This is a genomic window from Blautia marasmi (assembly GCF_900258535.1).
In the GTDB taxonomy this organism is placed as follows: Bacteria; Bacillota; Clostridia; order Lachnospirales; family Lachnospiraceae; genus Blautia; species Blautia hominis.
Genome location: NZ_OIWX01000001.1, coordinates 3,194,477 through 3,212,918 on the forward strand (window position 1 = coordinate 3,194,477; position 18,442 = coordinate 3,212,918).

Below are 18,442 nucleotides of genomic sequence, written 5' to 3' on the forward strand. Positions count from 1 at the left end.
GAAAACGGGAGGAATTTTTACATGGTGTTAATGAGAGAACGGATCGGCAAACTGCTGGAATACCTGCAGGAGCAGATTTATCCCAGGTCCTTTCAGATCCAGGACTACAGGATGACGAAGACGGAAAAGAGGTTCACCGATTTAGAGAATCTGGATACCGCCGGCTGGGACATGCTGACAAGAGAGCAGCTTTGGGGCGGTCACAGGGAGTATTACTGGTTTGAGACAAAGGTTACGATTCCTGCGGATTTTGACGGGGAGTGCGTGGTCTATGAGCTGATGACCGGCAGAGAAGGGGAGTGGGATGCTACCAACCCGCAGTTTTCTGTGTTTGTAGACGGAAAGAGGATCCAGGGGCTGGACGTGAATCACAGGGAGATCATCCTTACGGAAAAAGCCTGCGCAGGCCGGGAGTACCGCATAATCCTGTCAGCCTTCACAGGGGACCAGAACTTTGCCCTCAGGCTCTGCTCCGCCATCAAGGTGCTGGACAGAAAGACAGAGAAATATTTTTATGATCTATCGGTTCCCTTTGAGGTGGCAAGGCTTCTCCCTGAGGATGACAAGGCATACCTGACCATCCTGGGCTGCCTGAATGAATCCCTGAACCTGCTGGATCTCAGGAAAGAGGGGTCAAAGGAATACTATCAAAGCCTGGATAAAGCACAGGAGTATATTACCCGGGAATTCTATGAAAAACACTGCGGGGACAGTGACGCTTATATTTACTGCGTGGGCCATACTCATATAGACTGTGCCTGGCTGTGGACTTTGAAGGTCACGGAGGATAAGGCTGTGAGGAGCTTTTCCACTGTTCTGGAGCTTATGCGCAGGTATCCGGAGTACATCTTCATGTCCAGCCAGCCGCAGCTCTACAAATATGTAAAGAAAAATGCACCGGAAGTATATGAGGAGATCAAGGAACGTGTGAAGGAAGGCCGCTGGGAAGTGGAGGGCGGCATGTTCGTGGAGGCTGACTGTAATATTGCCTCCGGTGAGGCTTTGGTCCGCCAGTTTGTGCACGGGAAACGTTTTTTCAGGGACGAGTTCGGGAAAGACAATGAGATCCTGTGGCTGCCGGATGTGTTCGGCTACTCTGCAGCCCTGCCGCAGATCATGGAAAAATGCGGTATCCGCTATTTCATGACAACAAAGATAAGCTGGAATGAATTTAACAAAATGCCCTGCGACACGTTTGAGTGGGAAGGCATTGACGGCACCAGGATACTGACTCATTTTGTGCCCACCAGGGATTACAACAAAGGGGCAGTGGAGGGCGGTTTCGAGACAGAACATTTTACCACTTATAACGGATATATCAACCCGTCCCAGATGAAGGGCGCATGGAAGCGCTACAGCCAAAAGTATCTGAACGATGAAGTCCTGTGCAGCTTTGGATACGGGGATGGCGGCGGCGGTCCCACAAAAGACATGCTGGAAAACCAGAGGCGTCTGGCAAAGGGGATCCCTGGCTGCCCCAAAACGGTCATGAGCACTTCCCGGGAGTTCTTCCATGTGCTGGATGAGAACGTGAGAGGAAAGAAATATCTGCCTTCCTGGGTGGGAGAACTCTATCTGGAGTACCACAGAGGAACCTATACCTCCATGGCCAGAAATAAAAAGTACAATCGAAAGTCCGAATTTGCTTACCAGAACATGGAGCTGTACGGCATCCTGGGAGAACGGCTTCTTAAAGAATCCTATCCTGACCAAGAGATACATGAGGGCTGGGAAGTGATCCTGAGGAACCAGTTCCACGATATTCTGCCCGGGTCATCCATCAAAGAGGTTTACGATGACTCCAAGGAGGAATACGAGGCGATCCTCTGTGCAAACAGGGCCTATACGGACAGGAGGCTGGGCAGCCTGGCAGAACAGATCGACGCGCCGAAACATTCCGTTGTGGTTTACAACCCGAACAGCATGGAGGCTGAGGATGTGGTGTGTTTCCGGTGCCCGGAGGACCTCCTGCACCCTGCAGTGAAGGCCGGGGAGGAGATCCTTCCTGTACAGAAAAAGGATGACGGTACCTGTATATTTACCGCAAAGGCTGTTCCCTCAAAGGGATACCGGACCTTCCTGCTGGAAGACAATGAGGAGAAATGCGAAGCCGAGATCCGGGTGACAAAAAACCATATGGAGAATGGATTTATCTCTATTGACCTGAATGAAAAGGGACAGTTCATCAGCATATATGACAAGAAGGCAGCCCGTGAGCTTCTGCCCGAAGGCCAGGCAGCCAATGTACTTATGAGTTATGAGGACAGGCCCCACAACTATGATGCCTGGGATCTGAACAATTATTATACGGAAAAATCCTGGGAGATTGATGATGTGGCAGAGATTCAGGTAGAAGAGTGCGGTCCGGTGCGTGGCTGCCTGAAGGTTACCAGGAATTATCTGGATTCCGTTATCAGCCAGTATATCTGTATTTACCAAAATACGGCCCGCATTGATATTAAGAATGAAATTGACTGGAAAGAGCATCAGATTTTTGTGAAGGCTCTGTTTCCGGTGGACATTCACACCGGTGAGGCATCTTTTGAGATCCAGTACGGTAATGTGAAGCGCCCCACCCATGCCAATACCTCATGGGATTTTGCGAAATTTGAGGTATGCGTGCACAAGTGGATGGATGTATCGGAGGATGGCTATGGAGTCAGTGTTTTAAATGACTGCAAGTACGGCTGCAGTGTTCGGGACGGTGTGATCGGTATCTCCATGCTGAAATCTGCCGTCTATCCAAATCCTGATGCGGATAAAGAGCACCATAGCTTTACCTATTCCATCTATCCCCACAGGGGAAGCTGGAAAGAAGCGGGAACTGTGGAACAGGCATATCTGCTGAACAATCCTCTGGAGGCATCTGTGAAGGGGAATGAGGGCGGCACTCTGCCGGATACCTACTCCTTTGTCACCTGCAGCCAGGAGAATGTGGTTGTGGAGGTTGTGAAAAAGGCCGAGGAAGAGGATGCGGTAATTGTCAGACTCTATGAATGCTTTAACAGAAGGACAGATGTTACCCTGACATTTGCGGAGGACATTAAGACCGTCTGCGAATGTGATATGCTGGAAGCTGATATGGAGGAACTGAGACCTGAGGGAAGAAAAGTGTCCTTCCGGATGAGGCCCTTTGAGATCAAGACCCTGAAACTTAAATTTTAAGCTATTATAATAAGAAGAAAAACAGTCAGGCCGGGATTTTGGCAGACAGCGCCTCTTCAGGTGCCATGCCGGATTCCCGGCCTGATACTGTTTGTTTCTCTATGAACGTTACGGTTCACTCCGTGACCGGCAACACGCTTCGCGATGCACAGATATGGAGCATTCTGCCCCATATCGCGCAGGCTGCCTCGGGAATTTCGTGCTTCCGGCATGAAAACGCCTCCCGCTGCCCCATATCGCGCAGGCTGCCTCGGGAATTTCATGCTTCCGGCATGAAAACGCCTCCCGGTACAGTGGCCTGTGTACAGTAACCGTGAACAGTTACTGTACACTCCGTGACCAGTAACACGCTTCGCGATGCACAGATATGGAGCATTCTGCCCCATATTGCGCAGGCTGCCTCGGGATTTTCATGCTTTCAGCATGAAAACGCCTCCCGGTACAGTGGCCTGCGTACGGTAACCTGTGAACATTCCTATACTGCCTGTGAAGCGAAACAATCTTGCATTTCCGGTCTTTGTGTAGTAATCTTTAATAAGAGAAAGGCAGAGACACGGTATCCGTGAAGGTACGAAACAGCTGTGTTGCCTGTATGGAAAGGTGGTTAATCAATTGACAGAAAATGCTTGGAAGAAATATGAGGACAAAAGTGAGATCTTCGCTTTCTGTGAGGATTACAGGAAATTTATATCTGACTGCAAGACAGAGCGTGAATGTGTTGCCTGGATGGTCCGGAAAGCCAGGAATGCAGGATTTAAAAATCTTGACGATATTGTGGAGGCCGGGACAGAACTGAAGGCCGGCGATAAGGTATATGCTGACAATATGGGAAAAGCCCTGGCTCTTTTTGTGATCGGGGAAGAACCCATGGAGAAAGGGATGCGCATCCTGGGAGCCCATGTAGATTCCCCCAGGCTTGACCTGAAACAGAATCCCCTCTATGAGGAGGCAGAGCAGGCCCTCCTTGACACACATTACTATGGCGGCGTGAAGAAATACCAGTGGGTGACACTGCCCATGGCACTGCACGGTGTGGTGGTAAAAAAGGACGGTACTGTGCTCCCCATAGTCATCGGTGAAGATGCAGAGGACCCGGTTGTGGGAATCTCAGACCTGCTGGTGCATCTTTCCGGAAAACAGATGGAGAAGAATGCCAGGGAAGTCATTGAAGGGGAGAGCCTGAATGTACTTGTGGGCAGTATTCCGCTTAAAGGGGTGGAGACTGAGGCGGTAAAGGCACAGATCCTTTCTATATTAAAGGAGAAGTATCAGGTGGAGGAGGAGGATTTTATCTCTGCCGAACTGGAAGTGGTCCCTGCGGGGGCAGCAAGAGACTTTGGCCTGGACCGCAGTATGCTTATGGCATACGGGCATGATGACAGGGGGTGCGCCTATCCCTCCTTTGAGGCGATTGCGGCTGCAGAGAAGGTGAAGTATACCTCTGTATGCCTGCTGGTGGATAAAGAGGAGATTGGCAGTGTAGGTGCAACCGGGATGCAGTCACGTTTCTTTGAGAACACAGTGGCAGAGGTCATGAACGCCTGCGGGCAGTACAGCGAACTGCTGGTCCGCAGGGCGCTGAGGAATTCCAGGATGCTGTCCTCAGATGTGAGCGCAGCCTTTGACCCGAATTACCCGGAGGTAATGGAGAAGAAGAATTCAGCCTATCTTGGACATGGGATTACCTTCAATAAATATACCGGTTCCAGGGGAAAAAGCGGTTCCAACGATGCCAATCCCGAGTATATAGCACAGCTCCGCCATATTATGGATGAGAACAACGTATCGTTCCAGACAGCAGAGCTGGGTAAGGTAGATGCAGGGGGCGGCGGAACGATTGCCTACATTCTGGCCAACTATAATATGGAAGTCATTGACTGCGGCGTGCCTGTGCTGAATATGCATTCCCCCTGGGAAATAGCCAGCAAAGTGGATATCTATGAGGCCTATCAGGGATATTTGGCATTCCTCAGAAACTGCTGAAATGCGGGCGGACCCGGGATTCTGTGCTTGGGCGCAGGGGACCCTGAGACTTGATCCTGTCCGGGTTACCGGTCATGGAGTGAACAGTGACCTGCTTGACCGGGTTAAAATTTTTGCGATTTCCTATGTACATCTCAGCCGGAAAATGTTAATATAAAATATGCATGGACTTCAGCAAAAAATCAGAGTGTGTTTGAAAATTGCTTTCGGCAAGCTGTATATCACACTCTAGCACGAGATTACGAAATGAGGAATACACACATGTCTAAGTTTTTGAAATTTATTGTGAATCTGGTTGTGATCTGCGCAATACTTGTGGCAGCCGCCCTGCTCGTTCCTCCCTTTGCAGGGGTCAACACAGTAATGAATGACAACAGCAGTAAGGAGACAAATCTTCCGGTGGGTTCTGTTGCCTACGGAAGAGAGATAGAAGCCGCAAATCTGAAAAAGGGCGATAAGATTATTTATACCAGCAACAATAAGGCATATGTCTATAAAGTTACGGATATGGATTCCTCCGCCGGTTCGTACAAAGTAAAAAGCGTGTACGACAAGAATGCCAAAGAGGAGACTGTCCAGCTGATCAATAATGCGGTGAAAGTCGTTGTGGTAGTTCCCTACATTGCATATGCGGCCATTGCCCTGCAGAGCAAAGAAGGGCTGATCGTAGTAGGTCTTGGTGTGATCTTTCTGATCATTCTCTTTATCCTGGCCGAGTTATGGCGTAAGGATGAAGCAGATGATGATGACGACGAAGAGGATGAAGACACTTCGGATGAGGATGACAGCGAGGAAGACGAGGATGATGACGAAGAAGAAAAGCTGAGCCGCAAGGAGCGTAAGCGCCTCAAAAAAGAGGAGAAGCGCCGCAGAAAACTTGAAAAGAAGGGTCTTCTGGATGAGGAAGAGACAGAAGAGGAGGAGGAAGCTCCCATTTTGAAAGCTGCTCCCATACCGGAAAAGCAGCCTGATGAATATGACAGCGCTATGAAAGATGCCATGGCATCTATTGCAGAGAGTATTGCAAAGGTACAGAGTGGAGAGATTGAAGCACCTGAGGAGGTACAGGAAACTGTAGTGCCCCAGGAGACTGCGGAAATCCTTCTGAACATGGATGAGGCGGAAGAAGCGGGAGTTTCGGAGGCTTCTGAAATGGAAACGGTATCTGATGACAGCGCTGCTTTGGAGACAGCAGATGAGGAAGCTATGCAGCCGCAGGAAGAAACGGCTGCCGAAGAAGAGGTACAGCAGGAAGAGGAGATTGAACCTGAACCTGAGGAGGTGCCTGTAGTGGATAAGGAAGCCGTACTTCCTGCCCCGTCTGTGACTGAACTGCTTTCTAAGGCAGAGGCAGCGGGGGAGACGCCGGAAGTGATCGAGGATAAGGATAATGAGGTGACACTTCTGGATTATTCTAAATTGATATAGACTAGATTGAAAAGGGATGACGTTCGTTTGGGCGTTGTTCCTTTTTTTTCGATGCGGACGGGATGGAGGGGGAGGCTGCAGTTCTCTTTTGGCAGCCAGCTTCGTTCCCCTTCAACTAAGCCCTAACTGCGACTAAGACGCTCAGTAAAGACTTCGCGCCTAAGTCTCCGTAAGGGCTGGATTTTCAGGCTCACTATCGCAATGTCTGCCAAAAGAGAACTGCAGCCTCCCCCTCCATCCCTGGTTTTCGCTCCGGTAGGTAAGGATAGGATCTCGCCATTTTATTTGGAGAAAAAAGATATTTCGCTATTTACTCATTGTCACTGTATCTGGAACGGAAGGTGTTTGTTTCAACGAAATATTGTGGGACAGTGTAGGATAGGAAGAGGGCGGGAGCGGGTCTTCACCTCCTCTGGTCCGTTCCCGTTTTCTTTTGTCCGTTTTCAACAAATCTTTTGTACGCTCTGTCCGAATAAAGTGTTGAAAAAATCAAGGGTCTGTATTATGATGGAACTGTATTTTGAAAATATGGTAGCGGAGAAAGCACATAGGTGAAAAGAATAAAAAAGAAGACAGGTACCGTTCTGAAACTGCTTCTGATTCTGGCTGTGGTCCTTTCTGGGATTCTGGGGACATATGCAGAGCAGGAAGTGCGGTGGGATCCACTGGAGGAGAAGACTGGGGTTTCTGTTGAACATCAGGTTTTTCATTATAAAAATGACTGTATTACGAAAGAATCTTCCCGGGACAGCCTTCACAGGCAGGAAAAAAGAAAGGTATCGTTGTTGTCCTGGGGGCTTCCTGTGTCTGCAGTGTGTGCGGCTTTTGGGCTGTACTTTAAGAGGGAAAGTGTCTGCAGGGAAGCTGCGGATGGCTGTGAGAGGAGATATGCCCTTTGGAAGAGGCGGGGGCCTCCGTTGTCTGTCTGAAATTTTAGGAGAACATAAAAACATATACTGAATATAACATTTCAGACAGGAGAATAAGATGAAAGAATCCCATAGAGACAAAATTGTAGTGATAGGTGCAGGTAATGTAGGTGAGGCTATTGCGTATACTTTGATGGTGCGTGTGCAGGCAAATGATATCGTGCTGGTGGACTTGAATGAGGAACGGGCACAGGGGGCGGCTCTTGATATTGCCCATGGAACCAGCTTTTTTAAGCAGGTTTGGGTCAGAAAGGGCGGATATGAGGAGTGCGCTGATGCGAAGATCATTATTATCACAGCGGGAATTGCCAGGAAGCCGGGGCAGACACGGCTGGACCTTGCAAAGACAAATGTTTCAATTGTAAAGAGTATTACGCAGAATATTATGAAATATGCCAAGAATCCGCTGATCCTGGTAGTGTCTAATCCTGCGGATGTGACAACCGCGGCAGTGTATAAAGAGTCGGGGCTTCCCTCCGGGCGGGTGATCGGCAGCGGTACGTCCCTGGATACGGCACGGTTCCGCCATATTTTAAGTGAGAAGCTGCATGTTAATGTTGAGGATATCAATGCCTATATTTTGGGAGAACATGGTGACAGCCAGGTGCCAATCTTCAGTTCTGCCAATATTGGCGGATTTCCGCTTTATGATTATGCACAGCAGGTTGGCATCACATTGGATGAGGAGGAGATCGCCCGCAGGACAAAGGACGGCGGTGCGGAGGTGATCAAGCTGAAGGGTGCCACTTTCTATGGGATCGCCATGGCGGTTTCCAACATTGTGGAGACTATTATGAAGGATGATGATGCCATACTTCCGGTTGCCCATGTACTGGATGAGAGCTTTGATGCGTGGTGTGGAGTGGCTGTTTCTCTTCCGTGCAGGATTGGATGGGAAGGGATCGAGCAGACGCTGCGTATTCCCATGAACGAGAAAGAGAAGACAGACATGGATAAATCCGTAGGTATTCTGAGAGAATTTACGGAGCAGGTGATCGGATAGAAGCGAGGCGGGGAAATGGATAAGAAAGAACAGGCACTGCGGCAGCATGAGGAATGGCACGGAAAGATCGAAGTGGTGAGCAGGGCAAAGCTGGAGACACCGGAGGATTTATCAATTGCCTAGACTCCCGGGGTGGCAGAGCCCTGCCTGAAGATCGCAGAGGACAGAGAACTTTCCTATTAAGGAATTACCCCATCCTCTTTCCCATGGCGAATCCGGTGCCGGAAATCATGCCTGACCTTGCCAGGAAGGATCTGAATCCTGATTATATTATCCCCCAATCCTTTTGACAGCAGGGTGGCAAAAGCAGTTGCCGCAGCCGTGGCAGAGGCGGCCAGAACGTCAGGAGTGGCGGAAAAGTAAGAGATATCGGTAAAGACAGACAGCAATATGGCGGCACATTTTCCAAAAAAGCGGAAATGTGCCGCTGATTCCGGTATTTATAGGAGAAAAAAACCGTGTACGGGAAAAAATGCAAACTTTTTTCAAAAAAAGAAAAAAATACCTTGCATTCTGGAAAAACATCCTGTATACTAACTAGTGCTGTGACATTGATAGCTGTGAAGCGTGAGGTTGCTGCCGAAATGGCAGGTTTTCCGTGGAGCGAATGTCAAGTTAGGAAACTGACGACAAGTCACTGTACAAAATCTTGAAGACTTACCACGGGAATGTGGGAGTGTGTGAAACGTTAGATGACACACACGGGAATGTGTACAGTCGCCGCTTGTCGTACTACTTATAAGTGCGAAAAGGAGGAGACTTTTTTTATGGCAAGTCAGGTAATGAGAATCACATTAAAAGCTTACGATCATCAGTTGGTAGATGCTTCCGCAAGCAAGATCATCGAGACTGTAAAGAAGAATGGAGCAACTGTTAGCGGACCGGTGCCGCTTCCCACTAAGAAGGAAGTAGTAACTATCCTGCGTGCGGTACACAAATACAAAGACTCCAGAGAGCAGTTCGAGCAGAGAACTCATAAGAGACTCATTGATATCATCACACCAACTCAGAAAACAGTTGATGCCCTGTCTCGTTTAGAGATGCCGGCCGGTGTTTACATTGATATCAAAATGAAACAGAAATAAGTCTTACTTAACGGGGGCTTCCCGGTAAGAGATGAGATTATCCTTACAAGGTTGATATATAGTCTATATTGACTGTCTGTCTAGGATGATTGCACAACGCAGTGTAATCCGCTGTAGATTCACAGGAGGTAAAGAAAAAATGAAGAAAGCGATTTTAGCTACCAAAGTCGGAATGACTCAAATCTTCAATGAAGACGGAGTTTTAACTCCCGTAACAGTGCTGCAGGCTGGTCCTTGTGTAGTAACACAGGTTAAGACACAGGATAACGACGGCTACAGTGCAGTACAGGTTGGTTTCGCAGACAAGAGAGAAAGCCTTGTCAACAAACCACTGAAAGGACACTTTGACAAAGCTGGTGTTTCCTGCAAGAGATTTGTAAGAGAATTCAAATTAGACAGTGCAGAAGAAATGGCACTGGGCCAGGAGATCAAATGCGATGTTTTTGAAGCAGGCGATAAGATTGACGCTACTGCGATCAGCAAAGGTAAAGGATTCCAGGGCGCGATCAAGAGACACGGACAGTCCAGAGGACCTATGGCTCACGGTTCCAAATTCCATCGTCATGCAGGTTCCAACGGTGCAGCATCTGATCCGAGCAAGGTATTCAAAGGCAAAAAGATGCCAGGCCAGATGGGACATGTAAAAGTAACAGTTCAGAACCTGGAAGTTGTTAAAGTTGATACTGACAACAACCTGCTCTTAGTAAAAGGCAGCGTTCCGGGACCGAAGAAATCCTTAGTGACAATTAAAGAATCTGTTAAAACCGTGAAATAAAGTTTTTCTGGGAAAGGAGGACCACACAGATGGCAAACGTATCTGTTTATAATATGGAAGGCAAAGAAGTTGGAACAATGGAATTAAACGATGCAGTGTTTGGCGTTGAGATCAACGACCATTTAGTGCACCTGGCTGTTGTTCGTCAGCTTGCAAATAAACGTCAGGGAACTCAGAAGGCAAAAACCCGTTCTGAAGTAAGCGGCGGCGGAAGAAAACCGTGGAGACAGAAAGGAACCGGTCATGCAAGACAGGGTTCAACAAGATCTCCGCAGTGGACAGGCGGCGGTGTTGTATTCGCTCCGGTTCCAAGAGATTATGAGATCAAAATGAACAAGAAAGAAAGAAGACTTGCTCTTAAGTCCGCTCTGACAAGCAGAGTACAGGAGAACAAGCTCATCGTTCTTGATGACCTGAAATTAGATGAAGTAAAAACCAAGGCAATGCAGGCAGTTTTAAAGAACCTGAATGTTTCCAAAGCAATGGTAGTGCTGGCTGACAATGATCAGAATGTAGTATTATCCGCAAGAAACATCCCGGATGTGATCACAGCATTACCGAACACCATTAATGTATATGATGTTCTGAAATACAATACGGTGATCCTGACAAAATCTGCTGTAGCTTCAATTGAGGAGGTATACGCATAATGGCAAACGTACAGTATTATGATGTAATCCTGAAACCGGTTATTACCGAGAAGAGCATGGCTGCTATGGGCGAGAAGAAATATACTTTCTTAGTTCATCCGGAAGCAAATAAGACCATGATCAAAGAAGCTGTTGAGAAAATGTTCGAGGGAGCAAAAGTGAAAACCGTCAACACCATGAATTTAGATGGCAAGACAAAAAGACGCGGAATGACCTTCGGCAAAACAGCAAAGACCAAAAAAGCTGTTGTTACTTTAACTGAGGACAGCAAAGATATCGAAATCTTCGAGGGACTTTAATCAGCCCTTAACCAATAGTAACTAAGCGCAGTCAAGAAAAATTAATCCGATATTTGACTGCCGGCATGAAAACGCCAGGATGCGTTGTGAACACAACGCTTGCGGCGTGGAGAATGAAAGGAGAGACAGAAATGGGAATTAAATCCTATAGTCCATATACACCTTCCAGAAGACACATGACAGGTTCTGATTTCTCTGAGATCACTACTGCAACACCTGAGAAGTCTCTGGTAGTGTCCTTAAATAAAAACGCTGGACGTAATAACCAAGGTAAAATTACAGTTAGGCACCGCGGCGGCGGAAGCAGAAGAAAATACAGGATCATCGACTTCAAGAGAAGAAAAGATGATGTTCCGGCAACAGTAAAAACAATCGAGTACGATCCGAACAGAACTGCAAACATTGCGCTGATCGCATATACAGACGGTGAAAAAGCATACATCCTTGCTCCGGAAGGATTAAAGGTTGGCATGAAGATTCAGAACGGCGCAAACGCCGAGGTTCGTGTAGGCAACTGCCTGCCTCTGTCAGAGATCCCGGTTGGTACTATGATCCACAACATTGAGCTGTACCCGGGCAAAGGCGGCCAGTTAGTTCGTTCCGCTGGAAACGGTGCACAGTTAATGGCAAAAGAAGGCAAATACGCAACCCTTCGTCTGCCGTCAGGTGAAATGAGAATGGTTCCGATTAACTGCCGCGCTTCTATCGGCGTAGTAGGTAACGGCGAGCACAGCCTTATCAATATTGGTAAAGCAGGACGTAAACGTCACATGGGTATCAGACCTACAGTTCGTGGTTCTGTTATGAACCCGAATGACCATCCGCACGGTGGTGGTGAAGGTAAGACCGGTATCGGCCGTCCGGGTCCGTGTACACCATGGGGCAAACCGGCTCTTGGCTTGAAGACAAGAAAGAAAAACAAACAGTCTAACAAGTATATCGTAAGAAGAAGAGATGGTAAAACATTAGCGAAATAAGGAGGTAAGGCTAAATGGCTCGTTCATTAAAAAAAGGACCGTTCGCAGATGAAAGCTTACTGAAAAAAGTAGACGCTCTGAATGCGGCTGGAAATAAAACAGTTATCAAAACCTGGTCACGTCGTTCAACAATCTTCCCGTCCTTCGTAGGACACACATTCGCTGTCCATGACGGAAGAAAACATGTGCCGGTATATGTAACAGAGGATATGGTAGGACACAAACTCGGTGAGTTCGTTGCTACCAGAACCTACAGAGGACATGGCAAAGACGAGAAAAAATCAGGTGTTCGTTAATATTTTAGAAGGAGGCTTTTATCATGGCTAAAGGACATAGAAGTCAGATTAAAAGAGCAAGAAATGCTAATAAAGATACAAGACCGTCTGCGAAGATATCCTACGCTAGAATGTCCGTACAGAAAGCATGCTATGTACTGGATGTGATCCGTGGGAAAGACGTTCAGACTGCTCTTGGTATCCTGACATATAACCCAAGATACGCTTCAAGCGTGATCAAAAAATTACTGGAATCAGCAATCGCAAATGCTGAAAACAACAATGGTATGAACCCGGAAAACCTTTATATCGCAGAGTGCTACGCAAACAAAGCTCCGACTATGAAGAGAATCAAACCGAGAGCACAGGGCAGAGCTTACAGGATCGAAAAGAGAAACTGCCATGTTACCGTTGTGTTGGATGAGAGATAAGGAGGACAATCATGGGACAGAAAGTTAACCCACATGGACTGAGAGTCGGCGTTATCAAAGATTGGGATTCCAAATGGTACGCTGAAGGCGACTTCGCTGATAACTTAGTGGAAGATTATAATATCAGGACATTCCTGAAAAAGAAATTATATAGCGCAGGTGTTTCTAAGATCGAGATCGAGAGAGCATCTGACAGAGTAAAAGTGATCATCTATACTGCAAAACCGGGCGTTGTTATCGGTAAAGGCGGTTCAGAGATCGAAAAAGTGAAAGCTGAATTACAGAACTACACAAACAAAAAACTGATCGTTGATATCAAAGAAGTAAAAAGACCGGACAAAGATGCTCAGTTAGTAGCTGAAAACATCGCATTACAGTTAGAGAACCGTATTTCCTTCCGCCGCGCCATGAAATCTACAATGCAGAGAACCATGAGAGCCGGAGCAAAAGGAATCAAGACTGCTGTATCAGGACGTCTTGGCGGTGCAGATATGGCACGTACAGAATTCTACAGCGAGGGAAATATTCCGCTGCAGACACTTAGAGCAGATATCGATTACGGTTTCGCTGAAGCAGATACCACCTACGGCAAAGTTGGCGTTAAGGCATGGATCTACAATGGCGAAGTACTTCCAACTAAAGGAACTAAGGAAGGGAGCGATAAATAATTATGTTAATGCCTAAAAGAGTTAAACGTCGTAAACAATTCCGCGGATCCATGAAAGGAAAAGCATTAAGAGGAAATAAGATCAACTATGGTGAGTACGGTTTAGTATCAACTGAGCCGTGCTGGATCAAATCCAACCAGATCGAGGCAGCCCGTGTTGCTATGACCCGTTACATCAAACGTGGTGGTAAAGTTTGGATCAAGATTTTCCCGGATAAACCAGTAACAGCAAAACCAGCAGAAACACGTATGGGTTCCGGTAAAGGTGCCTTAGAATACTGGGTAGCAGTTGTAAAGCCAGGCAGAGTAATGTTTGAAATCGCAGGTGTGCCAGAAGAGACAGCACGCGAAGCGCTGCGTCTTGCTATGCACAAGTTACCATGTAAATGTAAAATCGTTTCTCGTGCAGACTTAGAAGGCGGTGATAACAGTGAAAATTAAAAATTATGTAGAAGATTTAAAAACAAAATCAGCTGCAGAATTACAGGAAGAATTAGTAGCTGCTAAAAAGGAACTCTTCAATTTGAGATTTCAGAATGCAACCAATCAATTGGACAATACAAGCAGAATCAAAGAGGTTCGTAAAAATATTGCCAGAATTCAGACACTGATTGCCCAGAACAAGGCAAAAGCAGCAGAGTAATAAGGGAGGCATAACCGTGGAAAGAAATCTTAGAAAAACACGTGTTGGTAAAGTTACAAGTAATAAGATGGACAAAACCATCGTTGTAGCTATCGAAGATCACGTTAAACATCCTCTTTACAAAAAAATTGTGAAGAGAACATATAAATTAAAAGCGCATGATGAAGAAAACACATGCAATATCGGTGACACTGTAAAAGTTATGGAAACAAGACCTCTGTCAAAAGACAAGAGATGGAGACTTGTTGAAGTAGTTGAAAGAGCCAAATAATTCGTAAGGAGGAATCCAAGCATGATTCAACAGGAAAGTAGACTTAGAGTCGCTGACAATACAGGTGCAAAAGAAATCCTCTGCATCCGTGTTATGGGTGGTTCTACGAGAAGATATGCTAACATCGGTGATATAATCGTTGCTACTGTTAAAGATGCAACACCAGGTGGTGTTGTTAAAAAAGGTGATGTTGTGAAAGCCGTTGTTGTTCGTACTAGAAAAGGCGCTCGTCGTAAAGACGGTTCCTACATCAAATTCGATGAGAACGCTGCAGTCATCATCAAGGATGATAAGACTCCGAGAGGAACCCGTATTTTTGGACCAGTAGCCAGAGAGCTTCGTGAGAAACAGTTCATGAAAATTGTTTCCTTAGCTCCCGAAGTATTATAGGAGGTAACCTGATGTCAACATTTAAGATTAAAAAAGGTGATACTGTTAAAGTGATCGCCGGTAAAGATAAAGACAAAGAAGGAAAAGTAATCTCTGTTAATCCGAAAAAAGGTGCTGTTCTGGTTGAAGGCGCAAATATGGTAACAAAGCACACAAAACCTTCCATGGCTAATCAGCAGGGCGGTATTGTAGAGAAGGAAGCATGGCTGGATGTATCTAACGTTATGTTAGTACATGAAGGCAAAGCTACCAGAGTCGGCTTCAAGATGGAAGGCGACAAGAAAGTGCGTTTCGCCAAAGCTACAGGCAAAGTAATCGATTAATAAGAGAGGAGGCCATTTTAAAGTGAGCAGACTGAGAGAAGTATACAAAAATGAGATCGTAGATGGTATGATCAAAAAGTTTGGTTATAAAAATATCATGGAAGTGCCGAAACTCGACAAAATCGTTGTGAATATGGGTGTAGGCGAAGCAAAGGAAAACGCAAAACTGTTAGATGCAGCTGTTGCTGACATGGAATTAGTCACAGGTCAGAAAGCTGTAACAACGAAAGCGAAAAACTCCATTGCTAACTTCAAACTCCGTGAAGGCATGCCGATCGGTTGTAAAGTAACCTTAAGAGGCGAAAAAATGTATGAATTTGCTGATCGCCTTATCAACTTAGCACTGCCCCGAGTACGTGACTTCCGCGGCGTTAACCCTAACGCATTCGATGGAAGAGGCAACTATGCACTCGGTATCAAAGAGCAGTTAATTTTCCCTGAAGTGGAATACGATAAAGTCGATAAAGTAAGAGGTATGGACATCATTTTCGTTACAACTGCTAAGACAGACGAAGAAGCCCGCGAATTATTGACATTATTTAACATGCCATTTGCAAAGTAATTATAGGAGGGAAAATTCATGGCTAAAACAGCAATGAAATTAAAACAGCAGCGCAAACAGAAATTCTCTTCAAGAGAATATAATCGTTGCAGAATTTGTGGCCGTCCACATGCTTACTTAAGAAAATACGGAATCTGCAGAATCTGCTTCCGTGAATTAGCATACAAAGGCCAGATTCCGGGAGTTAAGAAAGCATCCTGGTAAAAAGCCCGCACATTATTTTGTGCGCAGTGAATCTAATCAGTTCATCCGCCATTGCGGATATGGGATAAAGAATAGAAGGAGGAAACTCTAATGACAATGAGTGATCCAATTGCAGATATGCTTACAAGAATCCGTAACGCTAATACTGCAAAACATGATACAGTAGATGTTCCGGCATCTAAAATGAAACTTGCTATTGCAGATATCCTGGTTAAAGAGGGATATATTGCAAAATACGACGTTCTGGAAGACGGCGCATTCAAAACAATCCGTATCACCTTAAAATACGGTGCGGACAAGAGCGAAAAAATCATCACAGGTCTGAAAAGGATTTCCAAACCGGGCTTACGTGTATACGCAGGCAACCAGGAGATTCCGAGAGTTCTGGGCGGACTGGGTATTGCGATCCTGTCCACAAACCAGGGTGTTATCACAGATAGAGAAGCAAGAAAGCTGCACGTTGGCGGCGAGGTATTAGCATTCGTATGGTAGGCTGAAAGCAGCTTAGTGAAGTCGAGCCGTCAGGTGAAAACTGAACTTAGTGCGAAGCCGTTCGCGAACCTTAACGAATCCGAGCCGCAGGCGACAGATGAGTTTAGATGAGCGAACATACCCCTTCTTTACGGAACGGGGATACTGTGTAGATAGAGATACTGAAAACAGAAAGGAACCATAATAGGCCTTTCCGAAAATTTAAGTAAGGAGGACAACAGGTATGTCACGTATTGGAAGACAGCCAGTAGCTGTTCCGGCAGGCGTAGAAGTTAAAATTGCTGAGAACAATTTTGTGACCGTAAAAGGCGCAAAAGGAACACTTGAAAAAGCGTTACCAACAGAGATGTCAATCAAATTAGAGGATGGTCAGGTAGTTGTTACAAGACCAAACGATTTAAAGAAAATGAAATCTTTACACGGTTTAACAAGAACACTGATCCAGAACATGGTGATCGGTGTAAGCCAGGGATATGAAAAAACTCTGGAGGTTAACGGTGTAGGTTATAAAGCTGCAAAACAGGGTAAAAAACTGGTTCTCTCCTTAGGATATTCACATCCGGTAGAGATGGAAGATCCAGAAGGACTGGAATCTTCTGTAGACGGCAATAAGATCGTCGTAAAAGGAATTGATAAAGAAAAAGTTGGCCAGTACGCTGCTGAAATCAGAGATAAGAGAAGACCGGAGCCATACAAAGGTAAAGGTATTAAGTATGCTGATGAAGTTATCAGACGTAAAGTTGGTAAAACTGGTAAGAAATAATTAAGGAGAGTGTAAAAATGGTTAGTAAAGTATCAAGAGCGAAAGTTCGCGCAAAAAAACATAGAAGATTACGTAATCATCTGAGCGGCACCGCTACAACTCCACGTTTAGCAGTTTTCCGCAGCAATAATCATATGTATGCTCAAATTATTGACGATACCGTTGGAAAAACTCTGGTTTCCGCTTCTACCACTCAGAAAGAGGTAAAAGCAGAATTGGAAAAAACCAATAACGTTGATGCTGCAGCATATTTAGGAACTGTGATCGGTAAGAAAGCTATCGAAGCAGGCATCAAAGAGGTTGTCTTTGACAGAGGCGGCTTTATATATCACGGAAAAATTCAGGCATTAGCAGACGCAGCACGTGAAGCTGGGTTAGAATTCTAATAAGGGAGGAAATGAACACATGAAACGTTCTATCATTGATGCTAGTCAGTTAGAATTAGAAGAAAAAGTAGTGTCAATCAAGCGTGTAACAAAGGTTGTTAAAGGTGGTCGTAACTTCCGATTCACAGCTTTAGTTGTTGTAGGTGACGGTAATGGTCACGTAGGCGCTGGTTTAGGTAAGGCAACTGAAATTCCCGAAGCGATCCGCAAGGGAAAAGAGGATGCTATGAAGAAACTTGTAACAGTAGCAAGAGACGAAAACGGAAGTATCACACATGACTTCATCGGAAAATTCGGAAGTGCTGAGATGCTGCTGAAGAAAGCTCCGGAAGGTACCGGTGTTATCGCCGGCGGCCCGGCCCGTGCGGTGATCGAGCTTGCAGGCATCAAAAACATCCGTACCAAATGTATGGGTTCCCGTAACAAACAGAACGTAGTTCTGGCTACCATCGCAGGTTTAAGTCAGTTAAAGACTCCGGAAGAAGTAGCAAAACTTCGTGGAAAATCTGTTGACGAGATTTTTGCGTAGGAGGATTGAAAAATGGCAGATAAATTAAGAATCACTCTGGTGAAATCTACAATCGGTGCTGTTCCGAAAAACAGAAAAACAGTAGAAGCTTTAGGCTTAAGAAAACTGAACAAGACAGTGGAAATGCCTGACAATGAAGCCGTTCGCGGTATGGTTCGCCAGGTAAGACACTTAGTGAAAGTAGAAGAGATCTAATCATTGAAGAAGGAGGT

General features: G+C 46.0%; 26 protein-coding genes. 25 read left to right on the top strand and 1 reads right to left on the bottom strand.

Annotated features, from left to right (window positions below):
* Positions 1-21: 21 nt before the first annotated feature.
* Positions 22-3,165 carry an alpha-mannosidase gene (locus C6P39_RS13745; protein WP_104804155.1) on the top strand — a complete coding sequence of 1,048 codons (3,144 nt, stop codon included), beginning with the start codon at positions 22-24 and terminating at the stop codon, positions 3,163-3,165.
* A 612-nt stretch (positions 3,166-3,777) separates the two neighbouring features.
* Positions 3,778-5,148: an aminopeptidase gene (locus tag C6P39_RS13750; protein ID WP_104804156.1), complete on the top strand. Its 1,371-nt coding sequence runs from the start codon at positions 3,778-3,780 to the stop codon at positions 5,146-5,148.
* A gap of 148 nt (positions 5,149-5,296) precedes the next feature.
* Here the strand turns inward: C6P39_RS13750 and C6P39_RS28750 are convergent, their stop codons facing one another.
* The gene (locus C6P39_RS28750) at positions 5,297-5,407 is read right to left on the bottom strand and encodes a DUF6783 domain-containing protein (RefSeq protein ID WP_369861327.1); all 111 of its coding nucleotides are present in this window, start codon (positions 5,405-5,407) and stop codon (positions 5,297-5,299) included.
* Between the two features lie 2 nt (positions 5,408-5,409).
* On the opposite strand from C6P39_RS28750, the gene C6P39_RS13755 reads away from it, so the two are divergent.
* From C6P39_RS13755 to rpmD, 23 genes are all read left to right on the top strand, one after another.
* The gene (locus C6P39_RS13755) at positions 5,410-6,576 is read left to right on the top strand and encodes a sortase family protein (RefSeq protein WP_104804157.1); all 1,167 of its coding nucleotides are present in this window, start codon (positions 5,410-5,412) and stop codon (positions 6,574-6,576) included.
* A 551-nt stretch (positions 6,577-7,127) separates the two neighbouring features.
* Positions 7,128-7,505, top strand: a complete 378-nt coding sequence (locus C6P39_RS13760; RefSeq protein ID WP_104804158.1) for a hypothetical protein — start codon at positions 7,128-7,130, stop codon at positions 7,503-7,505.
* Between the two features lie 58 nt (positions 7,506-7,563).
* Positions 7,564-8,508: an L-lactate dehydrogenase gene (locus C6P39_RS13765; RefSeq protein ID WP_104804159.1), complete on the top strand. Its 945-nt coding sequence runs from the start codon at positions 7,564-7,566 to the stop codon at positions 8,506-8,508.
* Between the two features lie 767 nt (positions 8,509-9,275).
* Complete coding sequence (rpsJ, locus tag C6P39_RS13775) at positions 9,276-9,593, top strand: 30S ribosomal protein S10 (protein WP_018597892.1); 318 nt, start codon at positions 9,276-9,278, stop codon at positions 9,591-9,593.
* Between the two features lie 139 nt (positions 9,594-9,732).
* The gene (gene rplC / locus C6P39_RS13780) at positions 9,733-10,368 is read left to right on the top strand and encodes a 50S ribosomal protein L3 (RefSeq protein WP_095172201.1); all 636 of its coding nucleotides are present in this window, start codon (positions 9,733-9,735) and stop codon (positions 10,366-10,368) included.
* Positions 10,369-10,397: 29 nt separating this feature from the next.
* Positions 10,398-11,018: a 50S ribosomal protein L4 gene (rplD, locus tag C6P39_RS13785; RefSeq protein ID WP_095172200.1), complete on the top strand. Its 621-nt coding sequence runs from the start codon at positions 10,398-10,400 to the stop codon at positions 11,016-11,018.
* On the top strand, positions 11,018-11,317 hold the full coding sequence (gene rplW / locus C6P39_RS13790) for a 50S ribosomal protein L23 (RefSeq protein WP_033143882.1): 300 nt from the start codon (positions 11,018-11,020) through the stop codon (positions 11,315-11,317). Before rplD ends, rplW begins: the two co-directional genes overlap by 1 nt.
* Positions 11,318-11,448: 131 nt before the next feature.
* A complete protein-coding gene (gene rplB, locus C6P39_RS13795) occupies positions 11,449-12,294 on the top strand; it encodes a 50S ribosomal protein L2 (RefSeq protein ID WP_104804161.1) in 846 nt (281 codons plus the stop codon).
* A 14-nt stretch (positions 12,295-12,308) separates the two neighbouring features.
* Positions 12,309-12,590 (top strand): 30S ribosomal protein S19, encoded by a 282-nt coding sequence (gene rpsS, locus C6P39_RS13800; RefSeq protein WP_018597897.1) that lies wholly within the window; start codon positions 12,309-12,311, stop codon positions 12,588-12,590.
* Between the two features lie 23 nt (positions 12,591-12,613).
* Positions 12,614-13,000, top strand: a complete 387-nt coding sequence (rplV, locus tag C6P39_RS13805; protein ID WP_018597898.1) for a 50S ribosomal protein L22 — start codon at positions 12,614-12,616, stop codon at positions 12,998-13,000.
* A gap of 11 nt (positions 13,001-13,011) precedes the next feature.
* Positions 13,012-13,668, top strand: coding sequence for a 30S ribosomal protein S3 (gene rpsC / locus C6P39_RS13810; RefSeq protein WP_065543187.1), 657 nt, complete (start codon positions 13,012-13,014; stop codon positions 13,666-13,668).
* A 2-nt stretch (positions 13,669-13,670) separates the two neighbouring features.
* Positions 13,671-14,108: a 50S ribosomal protein L16 gene (gene rplP / locus C6P39_RS13815; protein WP_018597900.1), complete on the top strand. Its 438-nt coding sequence runs from the start codon at positions 13,671-13,673 to the stop codon at positions 14,106-14,108.
* Positions 14,098-14,310, top strand: coding sequence for a 50S ribosomal protein L29 (gene rpmC, locus C6P39_RS13820; protein ID WP_033143878.1), 213 nt, complete (start codon positions 14,098-14,100; stop codon positions 14,308-14,310). The genes rplP and rpmC overlap by 11 nt, the downstream gene beginning before the upstream one ends.
* Before the next feature lie 16 nt (positions 14,311-14,326).
* Positions 14,327-14,581 (top strand): 30S ribosomal protein S17, encoded by a 255-nt coding sequence (rpsQ, locus tag C6P39_RS13825; RefSeq protein ID WP_033143877.1) that lies wholly within the window; start codon positions 14,327-14,329, stop codon positions 14,579-14,581.
* Between the two features lie 21 nt (positions 14,582-14,602).
* The gene (gene rplN, locus C6P39_RS13830; RefSeq protein WP_018597903.1) at positions 14,603-14,971 is read left to right on the top strand and encodes a 50S ribosomal protein L14; all 369 of its coding nucleotides are present in this window, start codon (positions 14,603-14,605) and stop codon (positions 14,969-14,971) included.
* An 11-nt stretch (positions 14,972-14,982) separates the two neighbouring features.
* Entirely contained in the window at positions 14,983-15,294 is a 312-nt protein-coding gene (gene rplX, locus C6P39_RS13835; RefSeq protein WP_018597904.1) for a 50S ribosomal protein L24, read from the top strand.
* Positions 15,295-15,316: 22 nt separating this feature from the next.
* Complete coding sequence (gene rplE, locus C6P39_RS13840) at positions 15,317-15,856, top strand: 50S ribosomal protein L5 (RefSeq protein WP_095172199.1); 540 nt, start codon at positions 15,317-15,319, stop codon at positions 15,854-15,856.
* Between the two features lie 18 nt (positions 15,857-15,874).
* A complete protein-coding gene (locus tag C6P39_RS13845) occupies positions 15,875-16,060 on the top strand; it encodes a type Z 30S ribosomal protein S14 (RefSeq protein ID WP_018597906.1) in 186 nt (61 codons plus the stop codon).
* A gap of 90 nt (positions 16,061-16,150) precedes the next feature.
* Positions 16,151-16,552: a 30S ribosomal protein S8 gene (gene rpsH / locus C6P39_RS13850; RefSeq protein ID WP_104804162.1), complete on the top strand. Its 402-nt coding sequence runs from the start codon at positions 16,151-16,153 to the stop codon at positions 16,550-16,552.
* Between the two features lie 223 nt (positions 16,553-16,775).
* Positions 16,776-17,315, top strand: coding sequence for a 50S ribosomal protein L6 (rplF, locus tag C6P39_RS13855; RefSeq protein WP_018597908.1), 540 nt, complete (start codon positions 16,776-16,778; stop codon positions 17,313-17,315).
* A 17-nt stretch (positions 17,316-17,332) separates the two neighbouring features.
* The gene (gene rplR, locus C6P39_RS13860) at positions 17,333-17,701 is read left to right on the top strand and encodes a 50S ribosomal protein L18 (RefSeq protein ID WP_033143872.1); all 369 of its coding nucleotides are present in this window, start codon (positions 17,333-17,335) and stop codon (positions 17,699-17,701) included.
* Positions 17,702-17,720: 19 nt separating this feature from the next.
* Positions 17,721-18,230, top strand: a complete 510-nt coding sequence (rpsE, locus tag C6P39_RS13865; RefSeq protein ID WP_065543182.1) for a 30S ribosomal protein S5 — start codon at positions 17,721-17,723, stop codon at positions 18,228-18,230.
* Positions 18,231-18,242: 12 nt separating this feature from the next.
* On the top strand, positions 18,243-18,425 hold the full coding sequence (rpmD, locus tag C6P39_RS13870; protein ID WP_095172198.1) for a 50S ribosomal protein L30: 183 nt from the start codon (positions 18,243-18,245) through the stop codon (positions 18,423-18,425).
* Positions 18,426-18,442: the final 17 nt, after the last annotated feature.